This window comes from Parageobacillus caldoxylosilyticus NBRC 107762 (genome assembly GCF_000632715.1).
GTDB lineage: Bacteria > Bacillota > Bacilli > Bacillales > Anoxybacillaceae > Saccharococcus > Saccharococcus caldoxylosilyticus.
This window is the reverse complement of record NZ_BAWO01000058.1, coordinates 18,605-37,235: the sequence shown is the minus strand read 5'-3', so window position 1 is coordinate 37,235 and position 18,631 is coordinate 18,605. Positions and strand designations below refer to the sequence as shown.

16 protein-coding genes, 2 pseudogenes and 1 riboswitch are annotated in these 18,631 nt (G+C 44.3%); of the genes and pseudogenes, 12 read left to right on the top strand and 6 right to left on the bottom strand.

The features are described 5' to 3' along the window. Positions 1-1,112, bottom strand: a 1,112-nt coding sequence (locus GCA01S_RS15350; RefSeq protein WP_042411122.1) for an amino acid permease, incomplete at its 3' end; no start/stop codon positions are given. Between the two features lie 152 nt (positions 1,113-1,264). Beyond that, positions 1,265-1,454, bottom strand: a riboswitch (Lysine riboswitch). A gap of 182 nt (positions 1,455-1,636) precedes the next feature. Between GCA01S_RS15350 and GCA01S_RS15345 the strand changes: the two are divergent. Next, positions 1,637-2,222, top strand: a pseudogene (locus tag GCA01S_RS15345) (YitT family protein). A gap of 18 nt (positions 2,223-2,240) precedes the next feature. Here GCA01S_RS15345 and GCA01S_RS15340 read toward each other — a convergent pair. The 3 genes from GCA01S_RS15340 to GCA01S_RS15335 all read right to left on the bottom strand — a co-directional run bounded on the left by GCA01S_RS15340 (position 2,241) and on the right by GCA01S_RS15335 (position 5,278). Beyond that, the gene (locus GCA01S_RS15340) at positions 2,241-3,599 is read right to left on the bottom strand and encodes a S8 family peptidase (RefSeq protein WP_042411120.1); all 1,359 of its coding nucleotides are present in this window, start codon (positions 3,597-3,599) and stop codon (positions 2,241-2,243) included. Between the two features lie 96 nt (positions 3,600-3,695). Further along, positions 3,696-3,839 carry a hypothetical protein gene (locus GCA01S_RS19540; RefSeq protein ID WP_255212294.1) on the bottom strand — a complete coding sequence of 48 codons (144 nt, stop codon included), beginning with the start codon at positions 3,837-3,839 and terminating at the stop codon, positions 3,696-3,698. 50 nt (positions 3,840-3,889) lie between these two features. Beyond that, positions 3,890-5,278 carry a peptide MFS transporter gene (locus tag GCA01S_RS15335; protein ID WP_017437347.1) on the bottom strand — a complete coding sequence of 463 codons (1,389 nt, stop codon included), beginning with the start codon at positions 5,276-5,278 and terminating at the stop codon, positions 3,890-3,892. Positions 5,279-5,884: 606 nt separating this feature from the next. On the opposite strand from GCA01S_RS15335, the gene GCA01S_RS15330 reads away from it, so the two are divergent. Further along, complete coding sequence (locus tag GCA01S_RS15330) at positions 5,885-7,822, top strand: hypothetical protein (RefSeq protein WP_042411127.1); 1,938 nt, start codon at positions 5,885-5,887, stop codon at positions 7,820-7,822. Positions 7,823-7,894: 72 nt separating this feature from the next. Next, positions 7,895-8,035: a hypothetical protein gene (locus tag GCA01S_RS20585; RefSeq protein WP_017437349.1), complete on the top strand. Its 141-nt coding sequence runs from the start codon at positions 7,895-7,897 to the stop codon at positions 8,033-8,035. 22 nt (positions 8,036-8,057) lie between these two features. Here GCA01S_RS20585 and GCA01S_RS15325 read toward each other — a convergent pair whose 3' ends face one another. Together GCA01S_RS15325 and GCA01S_RS15320 are read right to left on the bottom strand one after the other, a co-directional pair. Continuing rightward, positions 8,058-8,420, bottom strand: a complete 363-nt coding sequence (locus GCA01S_RS15325) for a hypothetical protein (protein ID WP_017437350.1) — start codon at positions 8,418-8,420, stop codon at positions 8,058-8,060. Between the two features lie 45 nt (positions 8,421-8,465). Then, complete coding sequence (locus GCA01S_RS15320) at positions 8,466-9,572, bottom strand: sensor histidine kinase (protein ID WP_017437351.1); 1,107 nt, start codon at positions 9,570-9,572, stop codon at positions 8,466-8,468. A gap of 169 nt (positions 9,573-9,741) precedes the next feature. On the opposite strand from GCA01S_RS15320, the gene GCA01S_RS15315 reads away from it, so the two are divergent. The 9 genes and pseudogenes from GCA01S_RS15315 to GCA01S_RS15275 all read left to right on the top strand — a co-directional run bounded on the left by GCA01S_RS15315 (position 9,742) and on the right by GCA01S_RS15275 (position 18,631). Next, a complete protein-coding gene (locus GCA01S_RS15315) occupies positions 9,742-10,716 on the top strand; it encodes a YncE family protein (RefSeq protein ID WP_042411119.1) in 975 nt (324 codons plus the stop codon). Continuing rightward, positions 10,713-11,390: a response regulator transcription factor gene (locus tag GCA01S_RS15310; protein ID WP_042411118.1), complete on the top strand. Its 678-nt coding sequence runs from the start codon at positions 10,713-10,715 to the stop codon at positions 11,388-11,390. The genes GCA01S_RS15315 and GCA01S_RS15310 overlap by 4 nt, the downstream gene beginning before the upstream one ends. Continuing rightward, complete coding sequence (locus GCA01S_RS15305; RefSeq protein WP_042411117.1) at positions 11,391-12,797, top strand: sensor histidine kinase; 1,407 nt, start codon at positions 11,391-11,393, stop codon at positions 12,795-12,797. 73 nt (positions 12,798-12,870) lie between these two features. After that, on the top strand, positions 12,871-13,794 hold the full coding sequence (cysK, locus tag GCA01S_RS15300; protein ID WP_017437355.1) for a cysteine synthase A: 924 nt from the start codon (positions 12,871-12,873) through the stop codon (positions 13,792-13,794). Between the two features lie 338 nt (positions 13,795-14,132). After that, entirely contained in the window at positions 14,133-14,768 is a 636-nt protein-coding gene (locus tag GCA01S_RS15295) for a Bax inhibitor-1/YccA family protein (protein ID WP_042411114.1), read from the top strand. 151 nt (positions 14,769-14,919) lie between these two features. Next, positions 14,920-15,246: an aldehyde dehydrogenase family protein gene (locus GCA01S_RS15290; protein WP_155835587.1), complete on the top strand. Its 327-nt coding sequence runs from the start codon at positions 14,920-14,922 to the stop codon at positions 15,244-15,246. Between the two features lie 63 nt (positions 15,247-15,309). Continuing rightward, positions 15,310-16,155, top strand: coding sequence for a hydroxypyruvate isomerase family protein (locus GCA01S_RS15285; protein ID WP_017437360.1), 846 nt, complete (start codon positions 15,310-15,312; stop codon positions 16,153-16,155). Positions 16,156-16,176: 21 nt separating this feature from the next. Further along, a pseudogene (locus tag GCA01S_RS15280) lies at positions 16,177-17,124 on the top strand (NAD(P)-dependent oxidoreductase); the annotation flags it as partial. Positions 17,125-17,302: 178 nt separating this feature from the next. Continuing rightward, a complete protein-coding gene (locus GCA01S_RS15275) occupies positions 17,303-18,631 on the top strand; it encodes an FAD-binding oxidoreductase (protein WP_042411112.1) in 1,329 nt (442 codons plus the stop codon).

Here is an 18,631-nt window from a genome sequence, read left to right as displayed (position 1 = left end):
TCGCCAAAGAATGAAGCTAAAAACGCAAGCGTTCCTAAAGAAGAAGTAACGATGAGTGCATTGACGGGCACGCCGCGCTTATCCAATTTCGCTAAAAATTTCGGCGCCTTTCCTTCGCGGGCCAAGTCCCAAAGCATGCGGGTCGATGCGTACATGCCGGAGTTGCCTGCGGATAATACGGCGGTTAAAATGACTGCATTCATGACGGACGCGGCAAAGGCAATTCCTGCTTTGTCAAACACAAGCGTAAATGGACTTACCGACACGTCGTCATTAGCCAGCTTATCATCTGTATAAGGGATTAACAAACCGATGGCCAAAATCGCCAGCACGTAAAACAGCAAAATGCGCCAAAACACCCTGCGAATGGCACGGGGAATGCTTTCTTTCGGATTTTCTGTTTCTCCGGCGGCGACGCCTAACAATTCTGTTCCTTGGAAGGAAAATCCCGCTGCCATAAAGATTCCTAGCATCGCCATAAAGCCGCCGTGAAACGGTGCATCTTTGATGGTAAAGTTTTTAAAGCCGACCGCTTCGCCGCCCATGATGCCAAAGATCATCAGAAAGCTGACAATCAAAAAGATGATTACCGTTGCCACTTTAATAATGGAAAACCAATATTCCGCTTCGCCAAACCCTTTAACGGATAAATAATTTAATAAGAACATAATCGCTAAACAAAGCGCGCTCCATAAAAGCGATGGGCTGTTCGGAAACCAAAATTTCATAATCATCGTCACCGCGGAAAGCTCCGCCGCAATGGTAATCGCCCAGTTATACCAATAATTCCAGCCCAACGCAAATCCTAACGCAGGGTCGACGAATTTCGTCGCATAGGTGCTGAACGATCCGGAAACGGGCATATAGGCAGCCATTTCGGCAAGGCTTGTCATTAAAAAGTACACCATAATGCCGATCGCGATATAGGCGGCAAGCGCTCCGCCCGGTCCCGCGGCATGCACTGCTCCGCCGCTGGCTAAAAATAGTCCCGTGCCGATGGTGCCTCCAAGGGAGATCATTGTTAAATGGCGTGTTTTTAATTTTCGTCTTAGCCCGCTTTCCGAATGCGAAACAGTTAAAGAGCCAGCCGTTGTTTTTGCTGGTGTTGCCATCATTGAACCACTCCTTTTTGGATTAGGCTAATAAACTGAGAATGCATAACTTTTACTTATAAAATAAAATCTTCTGGATCCTATAAATAAAAAAGCCGTCGAAGGAGATTCGACGGCAGTATGGTTTGGCAACTGCATCCATCAAATTCTCCCACGAAGATAGCGCTCCATGCGTGCACATTCGTGCGCGCATGACAGTGTTGCCCCTATTCGGCGACAACCCCAGCCCAAACATTCAGAGCAATGTTCAGGCTTCGGCAGCTTTTCCTTTCCGGCAAAGTCTTTGACGTGCTCTGCGTCTCGTTTACCGTACTCATAAAAGCTGCGACCTCTACTTCGATGGTCGAATGAGCGGTTTTATTCTATTATGTTAATATATTAATATATTATGGCAATTATTGCAACAAAAAAATAGAAATAAGAGACAAGTATTGATAGATGCTGCCATATAATAGCGGTATCGAAGTTTTTCTAGCGCGCCGGTTTGTTGGTAAGCAAGCCGAAAAACGATAGGGTGATCTCCGATGTTAAAAAAAATAATGGCCACTATTATTGGCAGCATTTTTCTGGCTATCGGCATCAATGTATTTTTAGTTCCCCATCATTTACTCGATGGGGGCATTATTGGAATCGGTTTAATCGTGAAATACATTTGGCATGTAAAAGCGGGGCTGACCATCATTTTATTAAGCATTCCCCTTTATATTATAGCTTGGTTTTACTATCGTCCGTTTTTTTTATAACAGCCTGCATGGTTTATTGTTTTCTTCGTTGATGATTGATGTATTTTCTGTGCTCCGCGGCGCTATTGTGCTCGATCCGATTCTTAGCTCTATCATTGGCGGCGTTTTAGTCGGCTTTGGAATCGGTATGATGTTGCGGGAAGAGACAAGTACGGGGGGAACGGATTTATTAGCGCAGTTTATTGCGAGAATGACCAATTGGAATGTGGGAATTATTATTTTTCTGATGGATGCGCTGATTATTACGATTGGCAGCTTTATCATTGATTCGACTTCATTTCTTTATTCGCTCATTGTCGTCACCGTAGTAGGGGTGGTGACTACGATGCTGACACAGTCGAAAGGATGGAGACATTACGTGATGTAACCATCTCCATCCAGCTGGCTAGCTCGAGCGGCTGGCTAATTCCAGCGCACGATAGACGTTGATCAAACCATATCCGTAATACGGATCTTTGCCGCTGTTCCCAAGATCAGTAGCGGTGTCGATAATAATTTGCTTCACCTCATCGTTCGACAAGCGGGGATTTAAAGAACGGATGAGACCGGCTAATGCCGTGACGTGGGGGGCGGCCATCGATGTTCCAGACAGCGCCGCGTATCGATGATGCGAGAACGTGCTGGCAATATTGGTCCCTGGTGCGACTACATCCAAATAATTACCGTAATTGGAATAAGAGGCGAAGGAAAGATCTGGATTTACTGCGCCGACGCTGATCACTTCCGGATAGGCGGCGGGAAAGCTTGGCTGAGAAGTACTGTCGTTTCCTGAAGCGGCAACAAGCACGACATCGCGGTCATAGGCATAACGAATCGCTTCTTCCAATACGGTAGAAGGCTGATAATTGCCGAGGCTCAAATTGATCACTTTTGCCCCATGATCGACTGCCCAGCGGATTCCTTTTGCTACGTCAAAACTGGTGCCATAACCATCTGCATTTAACGCTTTAATAGGCATAATCGGATTGAACCACGTGATGCCGGCAACGCCTTCATGGTTGTTTGGCTGCGACGCAATAATGCCTGCCACGTGTGTGCCGTGGCCGTTTTCATCTTCCGGAATATTGTTCTCGGTAAAAACGTTATAGCCCGTTTGCAGGCGACGGGCAAGATCTGGATGATCCAAATCGACCCCGCTGTCGATAACGGCAATGGTAACGCCTTTTTTTCCGCGTGATAACATCCAGCCAGCTTCGGTGTCGATCGCCGGCAAATTCCATTGATAACGCGAATATAATAAATCATTTGGAATTTCGTTTTGTAAATAAATATAGTTTGGCTCGCTATAAGAAACAGTTGGGATGGATTCAAAATATTGATGTAATTCAAGATATGTTTTGCTGTTAGATCGAAAGATGAAAAAGTGATCAAACTGATTGATCAATTTTCCGTCGATTGCCCGTTCTATTCGTTTGATCTCTTGTACTGCAGGAAGTTTTCGAAACCGAACCGTGATTTCATGGTTAAAATAATGGCTTTTGTCGTGGCCGTTATGATCGATTTTTATAATTTTCGGATGACGGTTCAACTGATTTTTGATTTTTTCCCCCATTGCCAAACTGTCCAATGTTACGACAGTCGGATGAGAACGAGGAGTGGTTGCCTGATAAGGGGCTGGTTTCGGCTTTAGCTGATTCGTTTCTTCATGATGGACTGTCGGACGATATGTTGTCACCATTGCTATGATCATTGCAAAGACGATGATCATTCCAGCGGCGATGGCAAAAAGAGCACGTTTATTCATCTGTGTGTCACCTCACTAGTTATAGGATGAACCAACAGAAAAAAATTATGAAAAAATGGGATTCTTCCCTTGATGGTTGAATCCCATTGAAAGCAGTTAGCGTGCGTTACTTGTTTGTAGCGCCTGCTGCGCTGCCTGCATATCGACGCGCAATTGTTCTTGGACGTTTGCCAGATGGTAATACCCTTTGTTAATCATATATTGGCTAATTTGTTCGTAAAGCTGAATGGCGTCGTTCAAATGTGAAATATTGTAAAAAAAGCTGGTCCCATTAACGGGATCCAGCTTTTTTAGTTCATCATTCGCACAAGTTTTTTCGTAAACAATAGCAAAATCAGCCCTAGTCCGATGGTTACGCCGCTAATTAAGCTGAAAATTTCTAAATAACCTAGAGATTGGGTAAATGCCGCTAATTGACCAGCCAACAATTGTGCGACACCAGTTCCTGCTAGCCATACCCCCATGAGAAGCGATGCTAAGCGAACAGGAGCAAGTTTACTTACCATCGACAATCCGACTGGCGATAAGCAAAGCTCACCGAGCGTGTGAAGGAAATAAGTGAAAATGATGAATAATAAATTCGCTTTTTCGACGATATGTTGTTCGTCGCTTCCTGTTTGTAATACAGCTGGAATTAATACGGCAAATCCAAGACCAAGTAAAATCATACCAAGACCCATTTTTGCTGGAATTGGCAAGTCACCGCGTTTTGAATTCGAAAGCTTAATCCAGATTTGTGAAACAATCGGTGCCAACACGATGATAAAGAATGGGTTTAGTGATTGGAACCAAGAAGTAGGCATTGTCCAGCCGCCGATCGATTTATCTACAAATTTGTCTGTATATAGTGTTAAAGAACTTCCAGCTTGTTCAAATCCAGCCCAGAAGAAAATAACGAAGCACGTTAAAATAAAAATAACAGCAACGTTTTGTTTTTCTTGTTTTGTTAAAGGAGCTTTTGTTTTTGTTTCCTTGTTTGTTTTCTCTGGTGCGCCGACAGGTTTTTTACCAATATCTCCTAAATAACGATTTCCAAATAAATTGAAAATTAATTGTCCAATGATCATACCGATCGCAGCAGCTAAAAATCCGTATTTAAATCCGTAATGGATGACGCCATTAATGTTCGTTGCGAAATATTCTTCCGCTAAAAATCCGCATACGAGTGGTGAAAATAATGCCCCTAAGTTAATTCCCATATAGAAAATGGTGAACGCTGCGTCTTTTCGTTTATCGTTTGGAGCATAAAGTTCCCCGACAAGCGTGGAAATATTCGGTTTAAAGAAACCATTACCAATAATTAATAAAAGCAATCCGATGTATAGCCCTGTTTGATTGTTGATGGCAAACAGGACGATGTTACCGAGCGCCATCGTAATACCGCCAATTGTAATCGCCAATCTTCTTCCTAAAACTCGGTCAGACAAATAACCGCCAACAAGCGGAGTGAAATAAACTGCACCAGTAAAAAATCCATAAATCGTCATTGCGACGCTTGGTTTGATTCCTAATCCGCCGCTAACAAGTTCTGTTGTTAAATAAAGAACAAGGATCGCTCTCATTCCATAGTAGCTAAATCGTTCCCAAAGCTCTGTAAAGAATAGTAAATAAAGCCCGGGTGGGTGTTTCATTTTTGTGGGTTGATTTTGCAACGTCTGTGTTTCTGGTACTATACTCATTATATTTCCTCCTTGCTGATATAATGACACTACCGGCTTTAATGTCTTTTTATGTCTTTTCGTGTCTTTTTATGTCTATTTTAATTTACAAAATATTTATATGTCAACAAAATTATATATAAATATATAATTCTAAATTTTTAACAAAATTAAATCCGCTATTATAGGCATAAAAATTAAATTAAATATTTTTTTTAAATAATTTTTTATGGTATTTTAATAAAATTTTAAAAATTTCATATGTTATAAGTTTTTAACATTTTTCCGAGAAGTCTTCCTCCTCTATACAGAGCAAAGGCGGGAGATGAATTGGAAGGTTTTTGATTCCCAAAAACGAACATATCTACATATTGCGTAAGCAAGAAGTAGTAGAAGGATTGGACTGCTCCATCGGTTTTGTGCCGATGTTGCTGGAAGATTGCTGATGAATTCATCGAATGAAAGGAGACCGCCTTCTTCTACGCGGAAGCTTTTTCGATGGAGAGGGTAAGAAACTCCCGCCTCTAATGTAGGTGAGAGCTTCATTTGTAGTAAAATGGTTAATTTTCATGGGAAGGGGTACACTATGCCTGTTGCATATTCTTGATGGACGGTGAGAAAAAAGGAATGCGCAAAACATATATCATCATGATCATTTTCCTTTTGTTGTTAATTAGTGGGGAATTTTTTCTCAATACCAATTTCGAATATGCATTCTTACCTGAGAAAGACGATGTAGTGAAGTATGAAGCGAATAATCAAACGGGGACAGATATTTGGGGAAAATGGATTAGCGCGGAAACAGGAAAAGTGAAAAAATTATCAGATGGTACAGAAACGCCTGTCTCTGCTAAACAAGGTGCTATTGCTGTTGATAAACAGCTCCTTCAATTAGGACGCGAAGTGTTTTATAAAGAAACATTTGGCAATGAGGTGTTTTTGACGGATATTATGGGTATTGTGAATGGACCGTTAACCATGACGAATATCGCTAAGGCGATTATTGCTTTAAAAGGAAAGGGAACGACAAATTTACAAGTTGAGCTGGCAAAAGATATTACCATTGGTAACCGGACGTATAAAAAAGGAGAAAAAATTGACACAGGCATTGATGTCCCTAAAGGATCCTTGTTGCCGTTAGGGATGCCGGTTGTTTGGGATCACGGTAAACTTCGCATTGGCATTAGTTGCGCTGCTTGTCACGCGACGGTTGATCCGAAAACGAAAAAAGTGGTGGAAGGAGCACCTAACAATGATTTAAATGCTGGATTGCTCATGGCATTAGCAACCAATTCAGCCGCTTATTTTACACATGCGGACATAAAATCACTGAAAAACTATATTCGTTCTGTTGATCGGGTAGTGGTGGATTCAAAAGGGCGGAAATCATCGCTTCCTGATCCGCAATTGCTTGAAAAAGAGGTAGACCGTATTTTCGCAAGCTGGCCGCGGGGGAATTTCGATTCTACTATCGATATGAAAGCAAATCCGTCGCAAATACCGGATTCATTTACATTAGGAGATCATCCATATGGATGGAGCGGGTTCGCAGCAGCTGGACCGTTCCGTGGGCTTTCTACGTTTAGCAATAACGTTCACGCACAAAACGCTGATTCTCTTGCGCAATCGGAAATTAGCGAAGCGTTATTTGGAGTGGATAAAGAAGTGTATATTGGAACGATACTGCAAAATGCCGCTAGCCCAAAATTTCGTTATAAGCCGAATGTGAACGAAAAACCATCGGAGTTTTTTGCAAAGGTAGATCCGACCCCTGGTGTTGTCGGTGTCAACAAACTCGTTGCTCCACCGCAATTTCCGAAAGTATCGCTCGTTGCACCGGACGGGCTAGTTGTTAGTGAACCTGGATATCGATTTAATGAACAAAATAATGCTGTAGCTGCTTGGCAAAACACGATTAATCCGCCATCCCTAAGCGCAAAAATAAATGCAGTGCAAATAGAAAGGGGGCGTGGCGTATTTGTTAGAGCTGGATGTATACGCTGCCATGCGGGGGCATATTTAACCAATCATCGTGTTGTTTCGGCGAAGGTTGTCGGAACCGAGCCATCGCGGGCACAAGCATTAAAGAAAACAGAAAAAGTATTTGGTGAAGCGGTTTTCTATGCTCCGGATACACCTGTTCCAATTCCAAAAAACGCTAAAGTATTAAAAGTACCGACAGAACAGCTAGATAAAGAACAAATACGTTTAGCATTTGCACATGGCGATTCTCCAGGGGGGTATAAAGTGCCTAGCTTAATCGGCCTTTCTTGGAGCGCTCCTTATCTCCATGATGGGGGTGTTGCGGTCGGACCAAACGGGGAGCTCGGTTTAGCCGAAACGCTGGGAAAAGGGATTGTGCCCGATGCGCGCAATAGTCTTCGCGCGTTGATGGACCGAACGCTGCGGCAACAAGTGATTCGTGCGAACGCTTCTGATCCACACCTCCGTGCTGTGCATGTAAGCGGTGATGGACATCGTTATTGGATTGACCAACAGTCGGGATTTACGAAAGAAGAACAAGAAGCAGTGATCAATTATTTACTTTCCCTTACCTATCCGTAATCGATTGGGAGCAGTTCACTCGCAAAAACATATCCTCCTCGGTCCACACTAATGGATAGAGGAGGGAGCTGCATGGACAAAACGTGTTTTTATTGCCAATGTGAATGCGATGACCAAGTTTATTATGTATCGTTTTATGTTTCAGACGAAGAACGTGAAGAAGCGTTATGTCCGGAATGTTACGAGGAGTGGCTTCACGGTATAAAAGGATAGGATAAAAAAATAAAACCGCACCTTACGGCGATACGGGTGCGGTTTTTTTGGTAAGCGGCGGAGTTGCGATCGTCTCGTGAAGATCGCTTTTTTCGTCGTAAGAACGGTAAACGATGGGAGCGGAGTTAGACGAAGAAACAGATATAAATAAAATATGTTCATCGTTTCCTTTCGTCTTCTTTGTTTCCATTGTTAAGACGGCATTGTCCAAACGAAGGGAGTAAAATCGATACGTTAGACCAAGCCATGTTTTTTCGGATACCGAAGTATCGGGATGCTCCCGGATCAGCTGGGCGATATCGGAAAAGGAATGTTTCTCCCACTGCAGCCGGTCTATTAGCGCATTTGTCGTCTGTTTCATCCAGTTTTTCCATGACTCGAACATTGCTCTCACCTTTTTTATTCAAGTATGCCCCTGCTCCTAACTTGTTTATGCGGGCAGCCTGATGGAAAAAGAAGTCATTTGTTCATTAGAGGTACATGTAATTTGCCCGCCGTGATCTTCAATGATTTTTTTGCAAATGTAAAGGCCAATCCCTGTTCCTAATTTTTTCGTTGTAAAAAACGGTTCGAAAATCGTTTGGACCAATTCTTCCGGAATTGGCGGGCCGTTGTTGGTGATTTTAATATAAACGGACTTGTCCTGACGGCAGGCGTCGATATAGATGCAGCGGGGCTTGGCTTTTTCTTTCACCGCTTCAATGGAATTTAACAAAATGTTGATGAACACTTGGCGAAGCTGATCTTTATAGGCAAATATATGTATCGATGGGTCAATGGACACCGAAATTTTCACATCTCCGTCGACAATGCTTGCATATAGAAATTCAATAATTTCCTCGAATAGCTGCAAAAGCGAAAAGATTTCTTTTTCGCTTTCGACTATTTCTTTTCTAGAAGCATGAAGAAATTGGGAAATGCGAAATTTAAGCTGCTGCAGTTCATGGTCAATAATATCAAGATACGGCAAACCCGGGTGTTCAAATTTTAATAATTGAATAAATCCGATAATAGCTGTCAGCGGATTGCGAAATTCGTGCACGAAGCTCGATGACATTTGCCCAAGCAAGGTTAAGCGATCCTTATGGGATTGGGTGATAAACAAGTTTTTTTCCCGCAATTCCGCTTCTTTTAGCTCGCTGTATTTCGTAACGGCGTAAAATAAAAATTGATCAAACACGCAATTGATTTCATCGATCAGCGGGAGCAATTCTTCGATCGACAATGTTGACTGAAGTGCATACTTTATCACTAATCTTCGTCCGAGATTGGTATTGTAAACAAATTCGCCGATGCTCATATTTGTTTCTGCTCGTTCTTTCGCGATTTTGTAGGCAAGCTGCTCGATGTTTTCCCGATTGGATGCGGAGTGAAGCAGTGTGTCTTTGACGAGCTGAAACACGGCTATTCCGTTATGCATGACGTGATCGATATATTTATCGTTATCAGCGATATACATATGACTTTGCCAGTAAGAAAGAAAGTCGGAAAAGTGCGCATCTAAATGCGCGACTAATTTTTGCGCCGCGGACGTCAAACGATGTCACCCCGTTTTTATTAATTTACTTTTTATTATAAAGGGGAATGTACAAGTAGAATAGATGGAAAATGGCTTCAATTCATTGATCGTTAAATGTGAACAATATTTCACAAATCCTTCACAATATTCATTTATAATGGACTTGTTGATGAAAGGAGGGGGCGGGGTGAGGAAGGCGCGCCTATTTCTTCTTATTTTGGGACTGTTCTTGGTGTATGGATGTGAAAAAACAACATTTCCGGCGGTTCCAAAGCGGCCGCAAATATTAGTCAGCGTCAATGTGAACGATGAAAGTGTCGCATTTTTCGATGCGAAAACAGGGGCGGCTCTGGCAGAATGGAAAGTGAAGAAACCGATTCAAGGCGCCGCGCTGCTTCGCGATCGGCGAACATTGTTGCTATACGGCAATGAGTTAGATCGTGTTTACCTATATGATATCAAGACCGGAAAGGCAACACAGGAATGGCAAACGGGAAAAGGAATTGTTCATGCGCTCGTATCGGATAAAGGAGATGCCGTGTTTTTGGCAGACGAGCGGCAAAACGCCATCCGCATCTTTAAGGAAAATGGACAGGAGGCTGGGAAAATTGCAGTGGGCGACAAGCCGCTGACATTATTGCAAAACGATGCAGGGACGCTTCTGTATGTCATTGATTTTCGCAACAAAAAAGCGTATATCATCCAAGTTGGCAAACGGCGGGTAGTTCGGACGTTTTCTGTTCCGAAATTTGCCGTTGGCGGCTTGTTACGTGAGAAAGAAGGGGAATTATGGATTGGAGGCCACGGAAGCGGCAACACCGTGGAAACGAATATTCATATTTACTCAGCTAGCACAGGAGCGTTGGGCAAAACGGTGAAAGCGCCCGTGATGCCGGTAGCCTTTGCGGAAACAGAAGAAGGAATTTATGTTTTAAGCCACGGCTCAAGTACGCTATGGAAATGGGATGCTTCAGGGAAATTGGAATCATCTGTAATCGTAGGGGCGAATCCGTTTGCCATGATTGGGGCAAACGAACGGCTGTATATTGCTAGTTATGATAGCAATGAAATATATGTTGTGGATGGGCGTACGATGAAAGTCATCGACCGTTGGAAAACAGGAAAAGGTCCGTTTCAATTGTTGATGGCGGAAGGAGAATGATGGTGGAAAAGAAAACGGTATTAATTGTAGATGATGAAGAAGATATGCGTTTTTTAGTCAGGATGTATTTAGAAAACGCTGGCTTTTCTTGTCTGGAAGCCGAAGATGGCGACCGGGCGCTGGAAGTTTTGGAAGATGCGAAAGTAGATGCCGTTTTAATTGACGTTATGATGCCGAAAATGGATGGCTTTACCTTATGCGAACGAATTCGCCAGCAATCGGATGTTCCTATTTTGTTTTTAACCGCAAGGGGAGAAGAATGGGATAAAGTAAGAGGCTTGAAGCTTGGCGGCGACGATTATATTGTGAAGCCGTTTAGTCCGGGAGAATTGATCGCCCGTATTGAAGCGGTGATGCGCCGTGTTTATCACGCCGGCAATAGCGGCCTTTCATTCGGCTCGCTTATGATTGATGAAAGAGGAAGAAAAGTAACGGTAGACGGGGAGCCGGTGATTCTCACTTTAAAGGAATTCGATTTGCTTTTATTTTTGGCGAAACATCGCGGACAAGTGTTTAGTCGCGAAGAGCTGCTCGCAAAAGTATGGGGATATGATTATACGGGAAATGCACGAACGGTCGATACCCATATTAAAACGCTGCGTATGAAGCTAAAGCAGGCAAGCGATTTCATTCATACAGTCTGGGGAATTGGATATAAATTTGAGGTGTCGTGAATGCGACAAAACACATTGACATTGGAGCAAAAAATATGGTTGGTGATTAGCCTTGGCGTTATTTTGACCGTATCGTTTTCCTCTTTTTTATTAGATTATTTTTACCAAAAACTATATGTGGATAAAGTAGAACAGACGCTGCTCCAAGAGGGAAAATCGCTGGCATCCGATTATCACGGCGGTGCGGTTAGCGAAACGTTCCGCAAACAAATTGAATGGTATGATAAAAAATCAACTGCTAAAGTGATGTTAGTGAATAACCCACGCGAATTAAGCGCTTGCCTGCCGTTTGACATTAACTATCAATCGTTGATTAGCGGCAAGGATCGCGCGAAGCTGCTGAACGGTGAAACAGTGACGAAAATCGGCTACGAAAAGCGATTTCACCGCAAAATTATGGGAGTGATGATCCCGCTTTTAGATGGCCGTCGCCTGCAAGGGGTGATTTACCTTTATATTCCGCTCGCAAGCATTCAAGAATTAACGAAAGATGTCGCAATGATTTGGCTTCCGCTCGCGGTGCTGTTTGTCTTTGTTCTTCTTTTCGCTGGAAAGCGGTTTGTTCGCCATATAACCGGTCCGCTAAAGGAGATGGAAGAAGTTGCTTATCATATGTCGCAAGGAAACTATGAAGCGCAAATTCCGGTGCGGACGAACGATGAAATAGGCAGACTGGCGAAAGCGTTCAATGTCATGGCGAAAGCAATTGCGGAAGAAGATATGCGAAAGCGCGAGTTTTTGGCAAACGTTTCTCATGAATTGCGGACGCCATTAAGCTATGTGAAAGGATATAGCGAAGCGGTATTGCAAGGATTAGTGAAGACGAAGGAAGAGGAAAGAAAGTATGTGCAGCTGATTCATCGGGAAGCGGGCCGAATGGAGCGTCTTGTCCGTGATTTGCTTGATTTGGCCCAATTAGAAGGAAATAGTGTGCCACTGCAAAAAACACCGCTTGTATTTGCGCAAGTGATTGAAGATACGGCCGTAAAATACGAACCGTTTTTACAAAAAAAACAAATTGCACTTCATGTGGAATTAGATCACGATATTATTTTGGAAGGAGATGCCGACCGGCTTGAACAGGTCGTGCAAAACCTTTTAGATAATGCCGTTCGTTATACCCCAACCGCTGGAAAGATCGATATACAATTGAGAAAAGTAAATGCGACGAGTTGTCAGCTTATCATTCGTGATTCAGGAAAAGGAGTTCCAAAAGAAAAGGTGCCATTTCTTGGACAACGCTTTTTCCGCGTTGATCAGGCACGTACGAGAAAAGAAGGCGGTACGGGATTAGGTTTGGCGATTGTCAAACAAATTGTTTCCCTTCACGATGGCACAATGTCGTTTTTCAGTGAAGAAGGGAAAGGAATGGAAGTGGTGATTCAGCTTCCGATATACACGGAGTAGCGATTATTGAAAGAAAATAAAAAAAGTCCTATAATCATATGAGAATAATTTTAATAAAGGTTGGGGACTTATGATGAAACTATACAACTCTGTTTTAGACTTAATCGGCAATACACCAATTGTAAAATTAAACCGGATTCCTGATCCACATGGTGCAGATGTGTATATGAAACTAGAATCGTTTAACCCGGGAGGAAGCGTAAAAGACCGGGCAGCGTTCGAAATGATTCGGCGCGCAGAACAAGAAGGAAAGATTACTCCGGGGAAAAGCACAATTATCGAACCAACTTCTGGAAACACCGGCATCGGCTTGGCAATGGTTTGTGCAGCCCGCGGCTATCGCTGCATTATCACGATGCCGGATAACGCGACGGTCGAACGGGTGAAAATTTTAAAAGCATACGGAGCAGAGGTCCATTTAACGCCGGCGGAAAAACGGATGCAAGGAGCGATTGATGAGGCGAACCGGCTTGCCGCGCAAATTCCAGACAGCTTCATCCCGATGCAGTTTGAAAATCCGGCGAATCCGGATGCACATCGCCATAGCACCGCACAAGAAATTTTGGAAGCATTTGATGGCAAGTTAGATGCGTTTGTGCTTACTGCCGGTACGGGTGGAACCGTGACTGGCACCGGAGAAGAATTGAAAAAGCATATCCCAAATTTGCGCATTTATGTCGTAGAGCCATATGGTTCCCCTGTATTGTCGGGCGGAAAGCCAGGACCACATAAAATCCCGGGTACAGGTCCGGGGTTTATTCCGAAAATTTTAAACCGCAATATTTATGACGATATTTTTCTTATTAAAGATGAAGACGCTCAAATGATGGCGCGCCGGCTGGCGGCCGAAGAAGGAATTCTTGTCGGCGCTTCTGCTGCGGCCAGCGCCTATTATGCCGTCAAAGTGGCCAAACAGCTTCCAAAAGGGGCGCGTGTCCTTTGTATGGCGCCGGATTCGGGAGAGCGTTATTTATCGTCCGATTTATTTGCGGATTAACAAAAGGCTCGCTTAGGCGAGTCTTTTTTATTTGCTTGTCATCCCCGCGCAATATCCTGCCAAAAAATCGTTGTGACAAACACAAAGTGAGCGATGGGCCACTTCAACGTTCCGCAACGAAGCTGGTAACTATGCGAATCGGTTTGCGGTGATGGGATGGAAAGGCAAGACGGCCAATCCATTCGAACGTTAACAAAAAAATCCGCCACGTATACATATGAAATGGAACATGCGAATTTTATTTTCAAACTCTTTGTATTTTTTCATACAAAACTACCATTTTAGCTAATGACCGCTCACGGTCAATTGTGATAAACTAAATAAAAAAGGAGGAATGTGTGTTGTACTCAACAACGTATTCATCTAGTCCCATTGCTAAACTAACCGTTACATTTTTAGTAGCATTAGCAGTGGCAACAGGGGGTCTTTACGTCGGACAATGGATTCCGGCAGCGATGCATTTACCACTTGCTGTACTGGAGATCGTTTTGCTGCTTGTGATGATTTTTGCCCGCAGCAAAAAAGCGGTCGGCTATCCGCTTATGTACAGTTTTATGCTCGTATCTGGTGCAACGCTCTATCCGCTGATCGGCTATTACATTTCCGTTATCGGCGCCGATGCGGTGTTGAAGGCGTTTGCCCTGGCAGCCGTCTCGTTTTCCGGCGTGGCCATTTACGCGGCAAAAACGAAAGAAGATTTCTCTTTTCTCGGCGGCTTTTTAATGCTTGGCGCGTTTGCGCTGCTCGGTCTCTTGATTATTCAATGGTTTATTCCGTTTTCCAGCGTCGGGCAAATGGGAATCGCTGCCTTAGGGATTCTCATTTTCCTTGGCTTTACGATTTACGACATCAATCGCCTTGCCCGCTATGGATTTACGGAAGCTGACATTCCGATGATTGTCGTCAACATTTATCTTGACTTTATTAACTTGTTTATTTACGTTTTGCGCTTTTTTGCCAGTGATGAAGATTGATCGAATGTTTATACAAAAAGGACTGTTTTCCCTGTTGGCCAGGAAAACAGTCCTTTTTTCATTGCAGTAAGCAGCCAGACTGCTAAATCGCGCTTCGAAAAGATGAGAATGGTCGCTTTCGCCCAATTTTGCCGGTTTTTCGTTTGCGAACATCGACGAAGCAATCCACTTTATCCAACGTCACGAAAAAACGCTGGCACTATATTTGTTTTCGGAGGATCGCCGCGTGCAACAAGCGGTGTTAGAGCGCGTTAGTTTCGGCGGCTGCATTAACGATACGCTCATGCATATCACGATGCCGTATTTGCCGATTGGCGGCGTCGGACAAAGCGGATTTGGGGCGTATCACGGCAAAGCGAGCTTTGACGCTTTTTCCCATTATAAAAGCATCCTCAAACAAACGACCGTATGGGATATCGCTGTGCGCTATCCAAATTACCCGAAGGCGCTTCAATGGGTAAAACGGTTGCTGAAATAAGCAGGAATACGGCATCTCCAGCGAGAATGATAAGCAATATTCGTCGGAAAGGAGGAAGAAAGAATGAACGAGTTTGCTGTTAACATATCAACTATTTTTACAGAAATGCCGTTTTTACAACGATTTCAAAAAGTAAGAGAGTGCGGTTTTTCGTTCGTGGAGTGCCAGTTTCCATACGAATATCCTATCGAACGCATTCGCGACGAGCTTCATCAGCACCAATTGTCTCTCGTATTAATCAATTTACCGCCAGGAAATTGGGAAAAAGGGGATAGAGGACTCGCGATTTTCCCAGACCGAACGGACGAGTTTCAGCGTTCCGTAGAAGAAGGAATTCGATATGCGGTCGAGTTGAACGTTCCGTATATTCACTGTATGGCGGGAGTGCTTCCAGCCAATTTAGACAGGCAAAAAGCGAAAGAAACGTACATGCGCCATCTTTATGATGCGGCAAAACAAATGGCGAACCACTCGTTGACACTTTTAATCGAGCCGATCAATCCATTTGATATGCCGAATTATTTTTTAACGAATATTCATGAAGCCGTTTCGATGATTAAAGAAATCGGACTAGCAAACATCAAGCTTCAATACGATTTTTATCATATGCAGCGAATTCAAGGAAATTTAGCAACGACATTTGAAACGTATTTTGACTGGATTGCTCATGTACAAATTGCTGATGTCCCGGGACGGCATGAGCCGGGAACGGGAGAAATTCGCTATGAATATATTTTTCGCCATTTAGAGAAATGCGGGTACAAAGGGATGGTCGGGCTTGAATATATTCCATCGGGGCGAAGCGAACAAAGTTTTGGATGGCGTATGTTATTTTCCCCTTCAGTAGAAGGGGTTACCCAAGAATCCCCTGCTTTTTTGCATGGGGAGCGGTCTAACATTGGCCATTGATTTCGGAGACGAAGCAGAAGGGAGGGAAGTTTCGCTGCAATGGATCATTATTCAAGTGGCGAAGCGAGAGGAATGAAGGTTGGATTTATTGGTACAGGTGTGATGGGAACAAGGATGGTAAAACGGCTGCTTGGTGCAGGCTACCAGGTTACTGTATACAATCGTTCTATCGAAAAAACGAAACCGTTAGTAAAGATGGGGGCAAACAGAGCCGACACGATCGCGGAACTGGCCCGGCACTCGAATGTCATTTGTACGTGTTTATCGATGCCGGACGATGTTATCGACGTTTATTTGCGAAAAGACGGTGTCATCGACCATGCTGGTCCGGGAACGATTTGTCTTGATTTTACGACAGTCGGACCGGATACAAGCAAGACGGTGGCCAAACGGGCTCAAGAAAAAGACATTTACTATTTAGACGCACCGGTGAGCGGCGGGCCGGAAGGAGCGGAGCAAGGAACGCTGACGATTATGGTTGGCGGGGCGAAGCCCGCTTGGGAACAAGCGTTGCCGCTTCTGAACGTTCTTGGCGAAACAGTCGAATATTTGGGGGAAAGCGGGGCGGGCAGCGCGGCCAAACTAATTAACCAATATCTTGTCGCTGTACATTCCGTTGCCGCGTCGGAGGCGATGGTCGCCGGAACAGCGTTTGGATTAGATGCAGAACAGCTTTATCGGATTTTGAAAGTGAGCTACGGGGATAGCCGCATGCTGCGCCGGCATATGGAGCAATATGTGCTGCCGCGCCGGTTTACGCCGGGTGGAGCAGTAAAGTATGTACATAAAGATGTTCGTTTGGCCAACGAGCTGATGAAGGAAATGGGCATGAAGCAATTTTTAGGGCAAATGGCGGAAGCAGCGTTTTCCCTTGCCATGCAACAGGGGTTGTCCAATTTAGATATGTCTGCGGTCATTCAGCTTTTCGAACAACAATGCAATGTGACGGTAAAAAAGGAGAATGAATAGAATTATTCATAAATTCAAAAAATTCGTTGAAAAAAATAAAAATAGATGTTTTAATAATAGTAAAAAGCAATAAAACATGCAGTAGTCGATGAGTCTTGCATTTGCCGATGCATGGCCTATTTTTTACAAAATAAAAGAAACATCGTTTCTTATTACGAAACAACAGGAGGTGCAAAGGGTGCTGCCGTTAGCATGGAAAGACGATTTAACCACATTTTTACCAGAAGAACAAGTGAAGATAGACGGTCAAACGCACCCGCTTGGCAACGGCGGCCATGTAACCGTTTATCCGCAAACAGAAGCAGAGATTTCCGCCGTATTGCGTTACGCCAACAGCCACGGAAAAAAAGTATGCATTGTCGGCGGCGGAACGAAGCGGGGATTCGGAGGACAAATGGAATGCGCCGATATTTTGCTATCGCTAGCCAACTATAGCGGGATTGTCGAACATGCCGCTGCCGATATGACGGTTACCGTTAAATCAGGAACCGTGTTTGGGCAGCTGCAAGATTACTTGGCGGAATACAGGCAAAAAGTCGCGCTTGACCCTGCATGGCCGCAATACGCGACGATCGGCGGCGTCATTGCAGCCAACGACAGCGGGCCCAAACGGCTCGGCTACGGCTCGGCGCGCGACAGTGTCATTGGCTTGAGAACGGTGTATCCGGATGGAACGGTGATTCGTTCTGGAGGAAAAGTCGTCAAAAATGTGGCCGGCTATGATATGAACAAGCTGTTTATCGGAGCGATGGGCACGCTTGGCGTGTTATCGGAAATCACGCTGAAGCTCCGTCCGCTGCCAAAATATGAAAGCCTTGTATTGCTGTCATTTCCGTCGGGGAATTTGGAAGAAGTTCGTTCGTTTGCCGTTCAATTTCTCGATTCGATGATGGAGCCTGTTTGTTTTGAATTGCTGAGCCCATCGCTGTCGGAGCGGCTGATCGGCAAGCGTGCTTATACGCTAATGATCGCGTTTGAAGATGTAGAAAGCGCTGTTCATTATCAAGAAGACTATGTACAGCGTCTCCGTCCGTCCCATACGACGATTCGTATTCTTCCGCAGGAAGAGGCCAAATCGTTTTGGCAAACGTTCTACACGATCGGCCCGAATGGCGCCGCACCGCACGAACCGGCTGGAAACGAAGTCGAAGCGGCGGTGAAAATCGGCGTCGTGAATTTGAATGTCATCTCGATCATCCGCGAGAGCGAGCTATTAGAAGACTGCTGCCACGTCCATATGGAGGCGCACGGGGCTCTGGGGCACGGACTTTGCCAAGTGTATTTGAAGGGAAGCGAGGAGTCGATCATCACGGCGATCGAACAGCTGCGGGCGGCGGCGACAAGCTTGGGCGGATACGCCATCGTCAAGCACCTGCCTTTCGCGCTGCGCACCCGCGTCAATGTATGGGGAGAAAAGCCATCGTACTTTTTTCTGCTTGAAGGAATTAAACGAAAAATTGATCCAAAGCAAACGTTAAATCATCAGCGGTTTGTCGGGGGGATATAA